Consider the following 16,511-nt stretch of genomic DNA (forward strand, 5'->3'; position numbering starts at 1 on the left):
AGGAGGATTGGTTCTTATGTTTAAGAATCTTAAACTATTAGGCCTTGCTGCCGCCCTTCTCTTGGCAGTTACACTCGTCGCTTGTGGCGGTGGAGATAATGAAGGAGAGAGCGATAACTCCGGCGACAGCGGCAACGGTGATGAAGGGGACAGTGCAAGTGGTGTAGAGCTTGGTGAAAAAGAATTGGAGGTTCCATATGTTGCGTGGGCAGGAGCTATTGCCAGGACACCTTTAGTTGAGCAGGTGCTGGAAGACGTTGGCTACACTGTGGAAACAAAACAGGTTGACGCAGGTGCGATGTGGTCAAGTGTTGCTAACGGTGGTTCGGCATTTATGACTGCTTCATGGCTTCCGGCAACACACAAGTCATATCAGGAGAAATTTGGTGATGATGTTGAAGACATTGGCAATTTCGTGGATCAAGCGCCACTTGCGCTGACGGTACCGTCTTACATGGATATTGATTCCGTTGAGGATTTGAAAGACAATGAAGAGCTTGGTGAAGCCGTTGATTGGACAATCACTGGTATTGACCCGGGTGCTGGTATTATGCAGAATACGACAACGGCATTGGAAGAATATGGCCTTGACAATTGGGAGCTGCAGAGATCATCTGAAGGTGCTATGCTTTCCCAACTGCAGAAAAAGATTGAGGACGAAGAACCAATCATTGTTCCAGGATGGAAACCACATTGGATGTTTGCTGAACTGGATCTAAAAATGCTTGATGATCCTAAAGAAGTTTACGGTGGTGATGGTGACCGAGTCGGTGCAATCGCCAATAAAAACTTTAAGGAAGATTCTCCGGCAGCATACAAAGTTCTTAAACGTTTAACAGAAGATTATAACGAAGAAATTGAGAATGAGCTGCTTGTAAAAATTAATGATGGCGCCGAACCAGAAGATGCAGCAAAGCAATTTATTGAAGACAATCAGGATCTTATAGAAAAATGGACAACCGACTTAGAGTAAGTCCTATGGTATAAAATAATGTATAAGAAAAGCTGCCCCGTACAATGGGGCAGCTTTTCTATATATGTGGAATAGAAGGACTTACTGTTTAATAAGACTTATTTTGCACGTTGTCTTCCAATTCCTTAAGGCTTGATTCAATTTGGGACAGGTATTCCTGAATATTTTCCTGGTGTGGTTCTAACGTTTTTTTCCACGTTTCAACGGAATTTTTCATCTCCTGTGTTAATTCCTTAATAAGTACGGCTCCTTCTTTGGTTGTTTGTGTAAGTTGTTCTGTTAACTGAACACTGTCGTTTTTCAGTTTTTCATATAGGTCTTTCCATTCTAACCTCTGATTTTTGACACGATTACGAAGCTCCTGACCGGATTCCGGTGTGCTTAATAAAGCTGTGGCAGCACCAATTGCACCACCGGCAATGATACCAATAATAAATGATTTTCCCTTTGCCATATGTTTCGCTCCCTTCAGTAAGTTTATCTACGTTTTTCCGAAAAGATTCAATTACTTTTTCGACTGTTAAATTGACTTTCGGAAAAAAGCCCCTGACAAGCTTATGCCAGGGGGTATAAAAAGTACGTTTTAGGTTGCTGTCATTGGCTGAGACCGTTTTAGAATCGATTGAACGATTGGGTAGACGACAGTCATGAAAACCGCATTTAAAAGAGCGGCAGGTAAGACGATTGTCGCAAACAGTAGTGGAAAAGCACCGTTCATCAATCCGATGATATAGAGTGCGACTGTTAAAAATACGGACCCGCTAATCATCGTACCGGCTGCGGTCAATACAGGCACATTTATTTTTGTGCTCAACCGGTCTTTCAAAAGAAGTACTAATCCGAAAAACAGTAAGCCAGTGATAGGTTTATCAATCATATTTGCAATTTGTCCCCCGGCAGTCTGGGTTGTCAAAGCTGAAATGACACCGGCTGCAACAGATAAAATAGCGACATATTTCGGCTTTGGAAATAGCATGATTCCCAGAAACATCATTGACAGCAGCATGTCAGGCTTCATTCCGTAAAAGAACGGTGGAATGATAAAATGCAGTACTGCTCCAATCCCCAATAACATGGATAAAAGTACTAAAACGCGTGTATTCATTTTAACCTCTCCTCTTCTCGGCTAAGCTAGTAGTTACCTTCCAACTGTGCGCTCATTGCCAGCTGCGAAAGCTTATCATAAGTATAACATAAAATATCTCGGATAAACAGTAGTAATTTTCAAAAAGCTAAAGGGATGCGTTGATTTTTTGTGCTATTTCCTGTAGATCTGCTTGTTCGTAATCGTCAGTGTGTGTTGTCCAGTTTGACGAAAATCCATCATTTTCACCGTAACGCGGAATCAAATGGATATGTAAGTGAAAGACTGATTGATCAGCCGGCTTCTCATTGTTATTCAACAGATTCATGCCAATAGGTTCATACGCACTTTTAATAGCTGCGGCGATTTTCGGAATGCGTTCGAACAATTTGCTTGCAACTTCTGGTGGTGTTTCATAAATGTTTTTTGTATGTGTTTTCGGAATGACGAGTGTATGCCCTTTGGTTACTTGCGAAATGTCCAGAAATGCGTAAACCTCTTTATCTTCATAAACTTTTGCCGATGGAATTTCACCGTCAATTATTTTACAGAAAATACAATCTTCATGCGCCATAATTAATCACTCCTAACCCATTTTTGTTTATTGTATATAGAAATAGGGGGAGAAGTAAAGCAATCCGTTAGAAAAACTCGGGTGAGTTAAAAGAGAAACAGGCCGGACTCACGGGTTGTGAGCCGGCCTGCCTTAGGAAGCCAGAGGATGTCAAACATCTAACGTTGGGGACTTTTGTAATTTGTTAAATCGCTTATCGCTTTTTAACGTGAATTACAAGAACCGCTTTGTCAGCATCTCAAATGGTTGAGATGGTCTCACAATTGGTTTTAAGCATTAGATGGTGCTTTTTGGACTCGACTTTTGCATCTCTTTAGACGCATAGCCTCGGATCCTTTTACCAATCACCTAATTATCGATCGCCAACACCTCATTTGTGTGCATTGCGAAATTAATGATACGTTGCTAACGACGTACGGCTTTGCCAATCATTTAATAACTTTTCGTCAACACCTCATTTGTGTGCATCACGAAGTTAATGATATTTTGCATCCTAACGACACACGGCTTTTGCCAATCATTTAATTACCTTTCGCCAACACCTCATTTGTGTGCATCACGAAATTACGTGATCATTTTCATCCTCTTGGCTTCATTACGTAGTCTTGCCGGCCTATTTGTTTTTTATACATTTTTTTTGTCGATGAGTTTGTTTTGGAATGATTTGCGAAACATGATAAAATTTTAGCTAGCTAGGACGAGGAGGAGACATTTTGGAACCTTTGCTACACATTACTGATTTGCATGGCGGATACACGCATAAAAATGTGCTTCATGGTATATCATTTGGCGTTTATCCTGGTGAAATCGTCGGACTGATTGGACTGAATGGTGCAGGTAAAAGTACCACCATTAAACATATTATCGGGTTGATGCAGGCGAAACAGGGTAACGTCGCTGTTAACGGGAAAACATTTCAAGAAAATCCTAATACGTACCGAAACCAAATAGCCTATATTCCGGAAATGCCGGTATTATATGATGAATTGACATTATACGAGCATCTAAGGCTAACCGCAATGGCCTATGATATTTCCGAGGATGTGTTTGAAAAACGACTCAATCCGTTACTGAAGGCGTTTCGCATGGAAAAACGACTTAAATGGTTCCCTACGCATTTTTCCAAAGGGATGCGGCAAAAAGTGATGATTATGTGTGCCTTTTTGATTGAACCGCCTTTATATATTGTAGACGAGCCCTTTGTTGGATTAGACCCACTTGGCATCAAATCGTATTTAGAGTGGATGGATGAAATGAAAGCCAATGGGTCAGGTGTATTAATGTCAACGCATATTCTCGCAACGGCGGAACGAAATTGTGACCGATTTGTCATTTTGCATGACGGAAAAATCAGAGCTGATGGGACACTTGCCGAATTGCGACGGGATTTTGCCATGCCTGAAGCATCGCTGGATGATTTGTACGTGGAGCTGACAAAGGAAGATAGCCATGTTTAACGCACATGATCTTTTTAAGCAGCGATTTTCCGCGCATATGAAGGAGACAAGCCGCTATCTGCGTTATATTTTTAATGGACATATCGCTTTTGCAATGCTGTTTCTTATTTCTGCGTTAGCATATTATTATCAGCAATGGCTGGCAGCGCTTCCGGAGAATTTTCCAACGGCCGTGATTATTGGAATCACATTCGGGTTATTAGTCAGTTACAGCCCGGCCCGCACACTGTTGAAAGAGCCAGACCTTGTGTTTCTAATTGCTGCCGAACATAAAATGGGACCGTATTTTAGGGATGCATTGATCTACAGTTTTGTTGTCCAGCTTTATTTGGTACTGCTGGCGGGTGCGGCATTTGGGCCACTGTATGCTGCGACTTATCCGGACAGAGCGGGCAGCGTTTATTTATGGACGCTGGTTGTCGTACTTATTTTCAAAGCCTGGAACTTGCTTGCCACCTGGTGGATGCTGAAAATCAGGGAACCCGGTGTGCGACAAGTGGACCAGGCTGCTCGGACACTATTGAATGTAGCGATATTTTATTTTGCAGTACGTGGTGAGATGTTGTGGGCAGCCGTCACGACGGTATTATTTGCGTTTGTTTTTTTGTATGACTGGCGGGTTTCTGTAAAACAGCCGGGAATTGTGTGGGATTTGCTGTTGAAAAAAGACCGCGGCCGCATGCAGACGTTTTACCGGCTTGCCAACATGTTCACGGATGTCCCGCATTTGAAAAATCAAGTGAAGCGTCGTGACTGGCTGGTTACATTCGTCAAGCGTGTGCCATTTACCAGAACACATACATTTGACTATTTATACCGGATTTCGTTTGTTCGCAGTGCCGATTATTTAGGGATGTACGCCAGGCTCCTGGTCATCGGTGGGCTGTTCATATATTTTGTCCCGAATATGTGGCTGCAGCTTTTGTTTGCGCTGTTGTTTCTCTATATGAGCAGTTTCCAGATGGTTACACTGTATTATCATCATCGAACCGTTATGTGGCTGGACTTGTATCCCGTTTCCTTGGATGTGCGGCAGCGGTCACTAGTCAAATTGTTGTACTCGCTTGCCTTGATTCAGACGGTTTTGTATACTATCCTGTTTGTGGTTATGCAGGAATGGATTGGTGCGCTTGCCATGATAGCTATAGGGATGTTATTTATTTTCGCGTTTATTCGTGGGTATGTATATAGGAAAATCATGGCTTGAATGATAAAGTTCACAGTGAATTCGCTAAAGTTCACAATTAAAATGATAAAGTTCACAGCGAATTCGCTAAAGTTCACAATCAAAATGATCAAGTTCACACCTTCACTTCATTCCAGTGAAAACTTCAGAGGTGCAAATAAGCCATTCGCAAAAACGATCGCAGTGATATTCACTATAGAATTCACTGCGATCATGTTATGTTAAAATGATAATAGAGATTATCCAGGGATGGTGAAACCTTATACTTAAACTAACTGGCAAGTTTATGCAAAAGTTAGGATATATAAACGAACCCTTGTTTTATTGCTTCTGATATTCAAAATAAGCGGCTATAAGTGTTTTGGCTGCGGTTGGGATCGCCCGTTCATCGATATCAAACATAGGATGGTGGTGCGGGTAAGGATTCCCTTCTTTCTGCGCACCGGTAAAGAAATAGGCTCCGGGTTTTTCTATGGTGTAGTAGGCGAAATCTTCCCCGGCCATGACCGGTTTTACTTCTTCGGCCGTATGAATAGCTTGAACGTTTTCGGAAGCTTTAAGTACCAGTTCCGCTTCTTCTGCATGATTTACAAGCGGTGGATAGCCTTTTTCATAGTTAAATGTGTATGTTGCATCATTCGCGACGCAAATGCCTTTGATGATTTTTTCCATTTCCTTCATAACCTGGTCCTGCACATCCTTATCTAAATAGCGGACGGTTCCAACGAGTTTTGCTTTATCCGCAATCACATTGAACGCATCCCCGGCCTCAAATTGACCAATCGAGATGACAGCGGTTTTCAATGGGTCGAGCCGTCTTGAGACAATCTGCTGTAGCTGTGAGACGAGTTGGGATCCGATAGTGATGGCATCTTTCGTTTCGTGCGGATAGCCGCCATGCCCGCCTTGGCCTTGGACAGTTATGTCAAAGCGATCCGGTCCGGCCATGAAAACGTCTTTAGATGTTTGCAGGACGCCGAGTGGTGTGGTGGCCCATAAGTGTGTTCCAAACACTGCATCAGCATCATCCAGTGCACCAGATTCGATGATTGGCTTAGCACCACCTGGAGCGTATTCTTCCGCATGCTGATGGAGAAAGAGAATGGTCCCGGGCAATTCATCCTGAAAGCCTTTCATTGTTTTGGCAAGTGTTAAAAGGGATGCAGTATGTCCGTCATGGCCGCATGCATGCATGACACCATCCATTTTTGATTTGTACGGTACATCTTTTTCATCCTGAATCGGTAACGCGTCAAAGTCAGCTCTAAGCGCAACCGTCTTTCCCGGTTTTCCGCCTGTCAGTGTTGCAATGACGCCGTTACCGCCAATACTTTTTTCATAGGGAATACCTAGTTTTTCATAGTAATCGGCAATGTATTGTGCTGTTTTGGTTTCTTGAAATGAAACTTCCGGATACTGATGCAGATAACGTCGTATATCAACCATTTCCGGATACAATTCGTCCAATTTGTTATGGATCGCTTGAAGCAAAGCAAAAGCCCCCTCTAATCCTTTTTTAATATTATAACATCTTTGGCTGGCATAGTGATATATAGCGGATTGAAAAAGTGAGCGATTGTCAGGAGAAGTGTGACACATCGGTAAGGGTTAAAGGCAAACACCAATTAGTTAGTGCATGCAAAGGAATGAAAAAAAGGACTGCATCTGGTGAACAGTCCTTTTCGTGTATATTTAGTTGACGCGAGGGTCGGTCAGTAGTCGTTCAATTTCTTCTTTGTGACCCGTTTCGTCGGCAATCATGTCCTCCAGTTTAACAACAAGTTCGGTATAACCTAGTTGTTCAGCCTGTTGCTTACGTGTTTCGTATCGCTTAATTGTATCCTTTTCCGATTCCAGTGCAGCCTCTAATAGATCCCTTACCTCTGTTGGCTGTGGAATGTCTGAAGCTTTTGTTGTTGGTGTGCCACCCAGTGATTTGATTTTTTCTGATAAATACAAGGCATGGCCCATTTCATCATTTATTTCGCTTTCGAAAAAAGGTTTCAGCGCGGAACGGTATAATCCGGAAACAACCGAGGCACTGTACGTGTACTGAATGGCAGCAGCATACTCATGTGCTAAATCCTCATTTAGTCCGTCAATAAGTTTTTGTAAATCTTGATCCATAACTCATCCCAACCTTTCGTTATTAATGCGAGCACATAATTATAATACCACACTCTTTCGTTATTAAAACATGAATTAAAATAAAGAATAGATGCAGGGGGGTAAGTATGTTTACAAGACGGAATTATATTGTCGTACTTTTGTTCGCCATGATCCTTATCATTACCGGTATATGGATTGTTCGTATTATAAGCGGGCAACCCTTATATCTTGATGAACTGACGCGTACCTTTGCAAAAGAAGTAGCAGGTACGACTATATATACTGTATTTCGCTGGATAACCGAATTAGGATCAAGCACTTTTCTGACGCCGTTTACTATTATTGTATCAATGCTGTTATGGCGTGCTTTTCGGGACTGGCTGCCGGCACTCGTTTTTGTACTTGGGACGTTATCATCGCACGGATTGAATATCCTGATTAAACAGCTAGTGGAACGAGAACGGCCAAGCATTTTGGTTGCAGCCCATGCGGAAGGGTACAGTTTTCCATCCGGGCATGCGATGATTCCGATGGTCTGCTACGGTTTTCTGGCATACCTGCTGGCGCAAAAATTACATTCAAGCAAAAAAGCTGTTGTCATTCAATTCGCGCTTGCCTTGCTGATTTTATTGATTGGTTTAAGTCGCTATGTGATCAATGTGCACTACTTAACTGATGTTCTAGCTGGGTTTATCTTTGGGTTTATTTTTCTTTTAGGACAGATTTATGTATATAAATGGCTGCGTGCGAAATGGACTTGACGCACCCCTGTGATACCGTGTCGCGCGCATACTTGTCAGATCCCAAAAAACAATAACATTAATTGATTGATTCTAAAATACGCCTTCCTGTATAATACAAGCGTATATTGCCTTGAGGAGGCTGCCGGCATGGGAGATACGAACACGAAGGAAACAATGCTACTGCTTATATGGGCACAGGTGCTTGTTGCCGTTTTGGGTAGCTTGTTTTATTCCGAGGTCATGGGGTACGTCCCATGTGAAATGTGTTGGTATCAGCGGATTCTAATGTACCCATTAGTAATCATTTACGGTACCGCACTTATTAAAAGAGATGTAATAATTGCACTGCCGGGCCTTATTTTAAGTGGGATTGGGATGGTTGTCTCCATTTATCATTACTTCGTGCAAAAACTGCCTGCATTGCATGAAGCCGGCAGTTCATGTGGTGCGATACCATGCAATACGACCTACGTTAACTATTTCGGCTTTATCACCATTCCTTTTCTAGCTGGTACTGCTTTTATGATTATATTTGTATTGCATATGGTTATTTTGAGAAAACACGGGAGGAAATAACGTGAAACAGAAAATGTTTATCATATTAGGAATCATTATCGTCCTTTTTATCGCACTTTACTTTGTTGTGGATTTAAAAAATGAGCAAGCGATTGGCGACAAGGACAATCCTTATGGGAAAGATAGGTTGGATCAGGCGACGATTGATCAGTTGGATAATCCGAACTATCAGAATCAGATTATACCGGATGATTTAGACGAAAAGCTAGAAAATGGTGAGGATATGTTCATTTATTTTTATCATCCTGAATGCCCGCACTGTCAGAAGTTGACACCGCGATTAGTACCGCTGGCGCAAGAAATGGGTGTCGATATGAAAAAAGTAAACCTACTAGAATTCGAGAATGCGTGGGATACGTACGGAATTGAAAGCACCCCGACCCTTGTCTATTATGAAAATGGGGAAGAAGTGGAGCGTGTCAATGGCGCACAACCGAACGAATTGTTTCGGGACTTTTTCAATGAGTATGTTGTAAATTCAAAAGGAAGTGACGAAGGAGCAAGCTAGCGCTGATGCAGCTTGCTCCTTCTGTGTATACGCTCATAAGTCTGAGAACATCCTGCATGTTACTACTCGACTTCAACCATATGGTAGCTCGTTATAAATGGTCTGTCTAAAAAGTATGCCGGTGGTTTCGCGTCACCGCCCTTATGAGCTTGTTTGAATTGATTTGAGTTCTTCCAGTTTTCGAAGTCATTCTCTGATGCCCATTGCGTCAAAACGACATACGTATTTCCGTTCTTCGGCCGCAGTAGACGGAATGCCTGAAACCCAGGCATTGTTTCTACGTCTTGTTGCCGTTGCTTGAATTTATCCTCAAACGTTGCCTTGCCTTCATCGGCAACTGGGATATTATTCATGACAACGAAACCGTTAACTTGCAAATCACCATTATCAATGACGATGTCGTAAGCCCTTCCGGAAGCAAATACGTTTTTTCCTTTCCCTTCGTAGTACACTAACGTGCTCGCACTTTCCTTCATAAAGTAAAAGCTGATATCAGGATGCTGCTTGGGAAGCTTTTTTAAGAATTCAAATGTCCCATTCGTCATATAAGCATTCATAGTAACGCTCCTTTCATTTCACTTACCACTAGTGTAACATACCCGAAAAGCAGGGGCGCTAACCTCTTATCCGGAGTGTAACTTGGTAGCCATCTATTTTAGAGCGCCACTGACTCAATTTCTGTATAAAACACTGGTCAAGTGATAGGGATACTATTTCTTTCATCGATGCGAAAATTGTCGTATACTATTAATGAGGTGAGTTGATAAAAACAATGAAACGATTAAAATGGCTTTTGCTTTCATTCGTGTTTCTTGTTCTTCTTGGAATAATTGGATATGCTGCTATATTGTTCGGCGGCAATTTTGTGGTTGATGAGGAGGACTTGATCCCCGATGCCACCACAACGTTTGAGACACGTGAAGGGGAAGTCATTGGAAAACTGTATAATGAAAACAGAATACCGGTCACAATGGATGACATACCCGAATATGTACAGAAGGCGTTCATCGCGATTGAGGACAGGCGTTTCTATGACCATGGAGGGATTGATTTTCGGTCGGTTGTCAGGGCTGTTTATCGTGATATCATCGCGATGGATAAAGTGGAAGGCGCAAGCACGATTACACAGCAGCTGGCTAAAAATTTGTTCCTTGACAATGATAAAACGTGGATGCGTAAAACCAAAGAAGCGATGGCTGCCATTCATTTAGAACGCAATTTATCTAAAGATGACATATTGGAATTATACTTAAATGAAATATATTTCGGGGAAGGTGTATACGGTGTTGAAGCTGCGTCCCGAAAATTTTTCAATAAGTCGGCAAGCGAATTGACCCTGTCAGAGGGAGCACTGTTGGCAGGTCTTGCGAAAGCACCGAATGGGTACTCGCCGATTAGACATCCAGATAAGGCTGAAACACGAAGAAACGTTGTGCTCAAGGCAATGGTGGATACCGGGAATATTTCGACAGAAGAATCTGTCCAGGCGCAAGGTAAAACACTTGGCCTGGACGTGCAGGAATATGAACCGAAACCGTGGGCAGCCAGCTTCCTTGATCTTGCTGTGAAGGAAGCAGCTGACAAATATCATGTATCCATGAAAGAACTGCGGCGCGGCGGCTATCGGATTGTTATCACTGTCGAACCGGAAGCCCAGCAGATAGCCTATCGTAAATTTCAGAACAAAAATTATTTCCCCGGGAACACGGATGGTGTAGAAGGTGCTTTTGTCATGCTTGAGCAGCAGTCGGGAGAAATTGCCGCAGCTATCGGAGGCAGAGATTATAAGTTCGGTGATATGAACCGTGTAACCGTTAAACGCCAACCGGGATCGGCAATCAAGCCACTTGCCGTGTACGGACCTGCCATGATGAAAGAAGCCTATCAGCCGTACACAATGATCCAAGATAAAAAGCAGGCAATCGATGGCTATACAGCGACAAATTATGACGGGCAGTATGCTGGATCTGTTTCCATTTATCAAGCGCTTGTGGAATCGAAAAATGCTCCCGCTGTCTGGCTTTTGAACGAAATCAGCGTTCCATATGCAAAAGACTATTTAGATCAGCTCGGGATGCCCATTAAAGATAAAGGACTGGCTATTGCGCTGGGCGGACTGTCTAAAGGGGTGACCCCGCTGCAAATGGCAACAAGCTACAGGGTATTTGCCAGCAACGGTGAAAGGATTGATGCGTATGCTATTGAGCAGATTCTGAATCGGGATGGTGAAGTTATGCATGAGGCTAATCCGAATACCGATAGTGTTTTCAGCCCGCAAGTAGCGTGGAATATAACAAGTATATTAGCAACTACCGTAAAGGATGGAACGGCAAGTGCCGGCAATTTTCCGAAAGCATTGGCGGGTAAAACCGGCTCAACGAAACATCCACATGTTAAGGATGCGGTGAAAGATGCTTGGTTTGCCGGTTTCACACCGGAATACGTTAGTGCCATGTGGATGGGGTATGACCAATCGGATGAACATCATTACTTAACAGAAGGCAGTGCGGCGCCGACCCGCCTGACAAAAGCTATTTTAACAGAAATGGATAAACACAAGTCTTTGACCGCAGCATTCAAACAGCCGGAAAATGTTGCGGCATTACCGGAGCCGATTGAATTGCCTACGAAAATAACACTGCAAGGCGATTATTCGTTTGGTGGTATCCCCTTGCTGAAAGGTACACTTAAATGGACAGAAGCAAACGATGAGCGGATAGTCTATCATATCTATCGAGAAGAAAAAGGGGAAGATAAGCAGATTGGTGAGGTAGAAGACGGAAATATGTTTACGATTAAGCGTCTCCCATTCTTTGCCTCATCCCGGTATTATGTCGTACCATTTAATCCGTTGACGAATACAGAAGGGAAAAAGTCAAATACGGTGGAACTATCCCTTTGATTTAGACAAATTGGTGACAATAGCTGTTTTTTCTATACAATCGTACGAGAAATCGATATAGTGAACAGTGGATGAACAGTGCATATTTCTGTGACTAAGGTTAGGATAAAGGGTGAAATAGGTGACAACGAACATTAATGACACAATTATTAAAGCCTATAAAGGTGAAAAAACAAATTATACACCTACCTGGTATATGCGTCAGGCAGGTCGGTCGCAAAAAGCGTACCGTGAGTTGAAGGAAAAATACACGTTGTTTGAAATTACGCACCAGCCGGAACTCTGTGCGTACGTAACCCGCTTACCTGTTGAGCATTACGGGGTGGATGCGGCGATTCTGTATAAGGATATTATGTCTCCGTTGCCGTCACTTGGTGTGGATGTCGAAATTAAAAAAGGTATCGGTCCGGTGATTGATAACCCGATTGCAAACTTCCAGGATGTCGAACGGCTCGGCATGATTAATCCTGAACGAGATGTGCCGTACGTGCTCGATACAATTCGGTTGCTGACCAAGGAGCAATTGAACGTACCACTTATTGGTTTCAGTGGTGCACCATTTACACTGGCCAGCTACATGATTGAAGGCGGTCCGTCCAAAAATTACAGCAAAACAAAAGCATTGATGTACAGTCAGCCGGATGTCTGGTTTGCCCTTATGGATAAGCTGGCAGAAATGACGATTGCCTATGTGAAGGCACAAATTGATGCCGGTGCCAGCGCTATTCAAATTTTTGATTCGTGGGTTGGTGCATTGAGTGCTGCGGACTATCGTTACTACATTAAACCAATCATGAATCGTATTTTCTCAGCATTGCGTGCAAAACAGGTGCCGCTGATTGTATTTGGTGTCGGGGCACGGCACTTGCTGCTGGAGTGGAATGACCTTCCAGTAGATGTGATCGGTCTGGACTGGCGTACATCTATTACTGAAGCACGGAAGATGGGTGTAACGAAAGTACTGCAAGGAAATCTCGATCCGACCGTACTGCTTGCTGATTGGGAAACGATTGAGGCAAAGACCAAGACAATTTTGGATGAAAGCATGCAGGACGGAAATCATGTATTTAACCTCGGCCACGGTGTCACTCCGGATATCAAGCCGGAAACACTGCAAAAGTTGACAAAGCTTATCCAAGCGTACTCAGCGCGATAAACAGAGATGAAAGAGGTGTTGCGAAATGGGAAAGAAGAAATTAGGGCTCTTAGTCATGGCCTATGGGACGCCGTATAAGGAGGAGGATATTGAACCATATTATACGGATATTCGCCACGGAAGAAAGCCGTCGGAAGAGCAGCTGCAGGATTTAAAAGACCGTTATAAAGCAATCGGTGGCATTTCACCATTAGCCAGAATTACCGAAGAACAAACGAAAGCGCTTGAAGCCAAGCTGAATGCCATGCAGGATGAAATTGAATTTAAGGCCTATATCGGGCTCAAGCACATCCATCCGTTTATTGAGGATGCCATACAGCAAATGGCACAAGACGGTATCGAGGAAGCGGTGTCGATTGTACTCGCTCCGCACTATTCCACGTTTAGTGTCAAATCGTATAACAAACGCGCCAATGACACCGCCGAAACACATGGGATCTCCATTGAGTCTGTTGAAAGCTGGTATGATGAGCCAGGCTTCATTAAGTACTGGGCCGACCAGATTAGCGGGATTTATGAAAATATGTCTGCAGAAGAACGGGAAAAAGCAGTTCTTGTCGTTTCCGCGCACAGCTTGCCGGAAAAGATTTTGCAAGACGGGGACCCATATCCAGAACAATTGAAGGAAACAGCTCGACTCATTTCCGAACAGACCGGTATTCAAAACTATGCGATTGGCTGGCAAAGTGAAGGCAATACGCCTGATCCATGGCTCGGACCGGATGTGCAGGATTTGACCCGTGAACTATACGAACAGAAAGGTTATGAATCATTTGTGTATGCACCGGTCGGTTTTATTTCCGATCATTTGGAAGTGTTGTATGACAATGATTACGAATGCAAAGTGGTTTGCGATGAGCTTGGTGTGAATTATCACCGCCCGGAAATGCCAAATACCCACCCGCAATTTATTGCAACCCTTGCCGATGTCGTAATGAAGAAAGTGAAGCGTGAAGTCCAATGAGCCAGAAGAAAAAGATACTTATAGCAGGCGGTGGTATCACAGGATTGACTGCTGCCTATTACTTGCAAAAAGAAATAACTGAAAAAGATTTGCCGTATGAAGTGAAGCTGGTTGAAGCGGGTAACCGGCTCGGCGGTAAAATTAAAACAACTAGGAAAAATGGATTTGTGATTGAACAAGGACCAGATTCATTTTTATCGCGTAAGCAGCCTGCAGTAAAATTGACGGATGAACTTGGCCTTCGTGATCAGCTTGTACGAAATGGAACAGGACAGTCGTATATCCTCGTTAATGGTAAACTGCATAAGATGCCAAAGGGTTCGTTTATGGGGGTTCCTAGACAAGTCCGGCCGTTTTTATTCTCAGGATTGCTGTCTCCTGCCGGAAAATTGCGTGCTGGGATGGATTTCGTCCTGCCACGAGGAAAACAAGCTGACCAGTCATTAGGAGGCTTTTTCCGGCGCCGTTTTGGTAATGAATTAGTCGAAAATTTAGTTGAACCGCTTCTATCGGGTATTTACGCCGGTAATATTGATGAAATGAGCATTATGGCCACGTTCCCGAACTTCTACCAGCTCGAACAGGAACATCGCAGTCTGATTAAAGGACTCCAGTCCACGATGGAAAAAAAGCCGAAACAGAAGAAAAAAGGCAAAACAACCGACAAAAAACAGGGGATGTTTTTCTCGTTTAAAGACGGCCTTGAAACACTGGTCGAACGGCTTGAGGAGTGTCTGGGTGATATTGTCGAGTGCAATGCCGGGGTTGATCACATCGAGAAAAAGGATCATGGCTATCACGTACTACTGGATAACGGTGACGTGTATAAAGCCGATGCCGTTGTAATGACGACACCACATGCCACCTTGCCAAAAGTGTTCAGCCAATTTGATCTGTTTGATGAATTCCAAGATATTCCATCTACATCGGTTGCGAATGTGGCGATGGCCTTTGACGCATCAGCGATTAAGCAGGATATTGATGGAACCGGTTTTGTCGTCTCAAGAAACAGCGATTACCGGATTACAGCTTGTACCTGGACACATAAAAAATGGCCTAATGCTGCACCAGATGGAAAAGCCCTTGTCCGCTGTTATGTTGGCAGGCCTGATGACCAATCTGTGGTTGATTTCTCGGATGAAGAAATCACCGACATCGTGCTGAATGACTTAAATAAAACGATGAATATTACGCAAAAGCCGGAATTCAGTGTTATCAGCCGCTGGAAACGAGCGATGCCACAATACACTGTCGGCCATAACGAACGGATTGCTAACGTTCGTGAATCGATGCGCATGGAACTCCCTGGCGTATTTTTGGCAGGAAGTTCTTATGAAGGTGTCGGCATCCCGGACTGTATCGGTCAAGGGGAACAAGCAGTGGCAAACGTTCTGGACTTTTTGCAGGATTGAAACGAAGTAATGAACGTTCACTGCGATAGATGAATGATGGAAGACTTATAGAATGAAAAATCCGAACTGATTCGATTTGAATCATCGTTCGGATTTTTCTTTATAACGTCAGAAAGTACAAAATATGGATGCTCAAGTCCATTTCGGCCGGCTTCAAGCTCCGATTTGGTTTCGAGACGTGCTCTCAAGACCGTTTCGCCCGGTTCTAAGCTCCAATTTGGTTTCGAGACGCGCTCTCAAGACCTTTTCGACCAGTTTCAAGTCCCAATTTGGTTTCGAGACGTGCTCTCGAGACCATTTCGACCAGTTTCAAGCACCAATTTGGTTTCGAGACGTGCTCTCGGGACCTTTTCGCCCGGTTCTAAGCTCCAATTTGGTCTCGAGACGTGCTCTCAAGACCTTTTCGACCAGTTTCAAGGTTCAATTTGGTCTCGAGACGTGCTCTCAAGACTTTTTCGACCAGTTTCAAGGTTCAATTTGGTCTCGAAACGCGCTCTCGAGACCATTTCGACCAGTTTCAAGTCCCAATTTGGTTTCGAGACGTGCTCTCAAGACCGTTTCGCCCGGTTCTAAGCTCCAATTTGGTTTCGAGACGTGCTCTCGAGCCCGTTTCGTCCGGTTTCAAGCGCCAAATTGGTTTCGAGACGTGCTCTTGATTTCCTTTAAGCAGTTTTGAAGGCTACACACTAATCTTCTGATATGGGGGATATGTTCGGGCGGGCATTGGCATCCCTTCTTATATATCGCTTTTTTTGTTTCTGAATAATGGCTCTGTCCCAACCATGATCTTTAGTAAGACACACCGTTTTAAAAGTTGCCAGTATTCCACCTCTTTGAGTATGATATGTCTAAGAAGTATAATATGGA

General features: G+C 43.5%; 16 protein-coding genes. 10 read left to right on the forward strand and 6 right to left on the reverse strand.

The features are described from left to right. Positions 1-16: 16 nt before the first annotated feature. A complete protein-coding gene (locus tag FFL34_RS13775) occupies positions 17-973 on the forward strand; it encodes a glycine betaine ABC transporter substrate-binding protein (protein WP_138603922.1) in 957 nt (318 codons plus the stop codon). A gap of 88 nt (positions 974-1,061) precedes the next feature. Here FFL34_RS13775 and FFL34_RS13780 read toward each other — a convergent pair whose 3' ends face one another. From FFL34_RS13780 to FFL34_RS13790, 3 genes are all read right to left on the reverse strand, one after another. Further along, the gene (locus tag FFL34_RS13780; protein ID WP_138603923.1) at positions 1,062-1,427 is read right to left on the reverse strand and encodes a YtxH domain-containing protein; all 366 of its coding nucleotides are present in this window, start codon (positions 1,425-1,427) and stop codon (positions 1,062-1,064) included. A gap of 129 nt (positions 1,428-1,556) precedes the next feature. Continuing rightward, a complete protein-coding gene (locus FFL34_RS13785) occupies positions 1,557-2,078 on the reverse strand; it encodes a tryptophan transporter (protein ID WP_138603924.1) in 522 nt (173 codons plus the stop codon). Between the two features lie 127 nt (positions 2,079-2,205). After that, positions 2,206-2,631 carry an HIT family protein gene (locus tag FFL34_RS13790; protein WP_138603925.1) on the reverse strand — a complete coding sequence of 142 codons (426 nt, stop codon included), beginning with the start codon at positions 2,629-2,631 and terminating at the stop codon, positions 2,206-2,208. A 713-nt stretch (positions 2,632-3,344) separates the two neighbouring features. Here FFL34_RS13790 and FFL34_RS13795 point away from each other — a divergent pair. Together FFL34_RS13795 and FFL34_RS13800 are read left to right on the forward strand one after the other, a co-directional pair. Continuing rightward, positions 3,345-4,088, forward strand: coding sequence for an ABC transporter ATP-binding protein (locus FFL34_RS13795; protein ID WP_138603926.1), 744 nt, complete (start codon positions 3,345-3,347; stop codon positions 4,086-4,088). Further along, positions 4,081-5,295 carry an ABC transporter permease gene (locus tag FFL34_RS13800; RefSeq protein WP_138603927.1) on the forward strand — a complete coding sequence of 405 codons (1,215 nt, stop codon included), beginning with the start codon at positions 4,081-4,083 and terminating at the stop codon, positions 5,293-5,295. The genes FFL34_RS13795 and FFL34_RS13800 overlap by 8 nt, the downstream gene beginning before the upstream one ends. A 300-nt stretch (positions 5,296-5,595) precedes the next feature. Here FFL34_RS13800 and FFL34_RS13805 read toward each other — a convergent pair whose 3' ends face one another. Continuing rightward, complete coding sequence (locus tag FFL34_RS13805) at positions 5,596-6,765, reverse strand: M20 family metallopeptidase (RefSeq protein ID WP_138603928.1); 1,170 nt, start codon at positions 6,763-6,765, stop codon at positions 5,596-5,598. Positions 6,766-6,966: 201 nt separating this feature from the next. Beyond that, positions 6,967-7,401 (reverse strand): ferritin-like domain-containing protein, encoded by a 435-nt coding sequence (locus FFL34_RS13810; RefSeq protein WP_138603929.1) that lies wholly within the window; start codon positions 7,399-7,401, stop codon positions 6,967-6,969. 107 nt (positions 7,402-7,508) lie between these two features. On the opposite strand from FFL34_RS13810, the gene FFL34_RS13815 reads away from it, so the two are divergent. The 3 genes from FFL34_RS13815 to FFL34_RS13825 all read left to right on the forward strand — a co-directional run bounded on the left by FFL34_RS13815 (position 7,509) and on the right by FFL34_RS13825 (position 9,210). After that, positions 7,509-8,144, forward strand: a complete 636-nt coding sequence (locus tag FFL34_RS13815) for a phosphatase PAP2 family protein (RefSeq protein ID WP_138603930.1) — start codon at positions 7,509-7,511, stop codon at positions 8,142-8,144. Between the two features lie 129 nt (positions 8,145-8,273). Then, on the forward strand, positions 8,274-8,702 hold the full coding sequence (locus FFL34_RS13820; RefSeq protein ID WP_138603931.1) for a disulfide oxidoreductase: 429 nt from the start codon (positions 8,274-8,276) through the stop codon (positions 8,700-8,702). Position 8,703: 1 nt separating this feature from the next. Next, complete coding sequence (locus FFL34_RS13825; RefSeq protein ID WP_138603932.1) at positions 8,704-9,210, forward strand: thioredoxin family protein; 507 nt, start codon at positions 8,704-8,706, stop codon at positions 9,208-9,210. A gap of 62 nt (positions 9,211-9,272) precedes the next feature. On the opposite strand, the gene FFL34_RS13830 is transcribed toward FFL34_RS13825, so the two are convergent. Beyond that, positions 9,273-9,767 carry an antibiotic biosynthesis monooxygenase family protein gene (locus FFL34_RS13830; RefSeq protein WP_138603933.1) on the reverse strand — a complete coding sequence of 165 codons (495 nt, stop codon included), beginning with the start codon at positions 9,765-9,767 and terminating at the stop codon, positions 9,273-9,275. A gap of 215 nt (positions 9,768-9,982) precedes the next feature. Here FFL34_RS13830 and FFL34_RS13835 point away from each other — a divergent pair, with 215 nt between their 5' ends. The 4 genes from FFL34_RS13835 to hemY all read left to right on the forward strand — a co-directional run bounded on the left by FFL34_RS13835 (position 9,983) and on the right by hemY (position 15,644). Next, the gene (locus FFL34_RS13835; protein WP_138603934.1) at positions 9,983-12,112 is read left to right on the forward strand and encodes a transglycosylase domain-containing protein; all 2,130 of its coding nucleotides are present in this window, start codon (positions 9,983-9,985) and stop codon (positions 12,110-12,112) included. Between the two features lie 121 nt (positions 12,113-12,233). Then, positions 12,234-13,268, forward strand: coding sequence for a uroporphyrinogen decarboxylase (hemE, locus tag FFL34_RS13840; RefSeq protein ID WP_138603935.1), 1,035 nt, complete (start codon positions 12,234-12,236; stop codon positions 13,266-13,268). Between the two features lie 25 nt (positions 13,269-13,293). Next, positions 13,294-14,232 carry a ferrochelatase gene (hemH, locus tag FFL34_RS13845; protein WP_138603936.1) on the forward strand — a complete coding sequence of 313 codons (939 nt, stop codon included), beginning with the start codon at positions 13,294-13,296 and terminating at the stop codon, positions 14,230-14,232. Then, positions 14,229-15,644 carry a protoporphyrinogen oxidase gene (gene hemY, locus FFL34_RS13850; protein ID WP_138603937.1) on the forward strand — a complete coding sequence of 472 codons (1,416 nt, stop codon included), beginning with the start codon at positions 14,229-14,231 and terminating at the stop codon, positions 15,642-15,644. The genes hemH and hemY overlap by 4 nt, the downstream gene beginning before the upstream one ends. Positions 15,645-16,511 lie beyond the last annotated feature (867 nt).

The sequence above is a fragment of the Lentibacillus cibarius genome (assembly GCF_005887555.1).
GTDB lineage: Bacteria > Bacillota > Bacilli > Bacillales > Amphibacillaceae > Lentibacillus > Lentibacillus cibarius.

Excerpts from the sequence above, each read along its gene's own strand:
- FFL34_RS13810 (WP_138603929.1), bottom strand. The coding sequence starts at position 7,401 with ATGGATCAAGATTTACAAAAACTTATTGACGGACTAAATGAGGATTTA.
- FFL34_RS13820 (WP_138603931.1), top strand. The coding sequence starts at position 8,274 with ATGGGAGATACGAACACGAAGGAAACAATGCTACTGCTTATATGGGCA.
- FFL34_RS13775 (WP_138603922.1), top strand. The coding sequence starts at position 17 with ATGTTTAAGAATCTTAAACTATTAGGCCTTGCTGCCGCCCTTCTCTTG.
- FFL34_RS13800 (WP_138603927.1), top strand. The coding sequence starts at position 4,081 with ATGTTTAACGCACATGATCTTTTTAAGCAGCGATTTTCCGCGCATATG.
- hemY (WP_138603937.1), top strand. The coding sequence starts at position 14,229 with ATGAGCCAGAAGAAAAAGATACTTATAGCAGGCGGTGGTATCACAGGA.
- FFL34_RS13815 (WP_138603930.1), top strand. The coding sequence starts at position 7,509 with ATGTTTACAAGACGGAATTATATTGTCGTACTTTTGTTCGCCATGATC.
- FFL34_RS13835 (WP_138603934.1), top strand. The coding sequence starts at position 9,983 with ATGAAACGATTAAAATGGCTTTTGCTTTCATTCGTGTTTCTTGTTCTT.
- FFL34_RS13780 (WP_138603923.1), bottom strand. The coding sequence starts at position 1,427 with ATGGCAAAGGGAAAATCATTTATTATTGGTATCATTGCCGGTGGTGCA.
- FFL34_RS13830 (WP_138603933.1), bottom strand. The coding sequence starts at position 9,767 with ATGAATGCTTATATGACGAATGGGACATTTGAATTCTTAAAAAAGCTT.
- FFL34_RS13790 (WP_138603925.1), bottom strand. The coding sequence starts at position 2,631 with ATGGCGCATGAAGATTGTATTTTCTGTAAAATAATTGACGGTGAAATT.
- hemH (WP_138603936.1), top strand. The coding sequence starts at position 13,294 with ATGGGAAAGAAGAAATTAGGGCTCTTAGTCATGGCCTATGGGACGCCG.
- FFL34_RS13785 (WP_138603924.1), bottom strand. The coding sequence starts at position 2,078 with ATGAATACACGCGTTTTAGTACTTTTATCCATGTTATTGGGGATTGGA.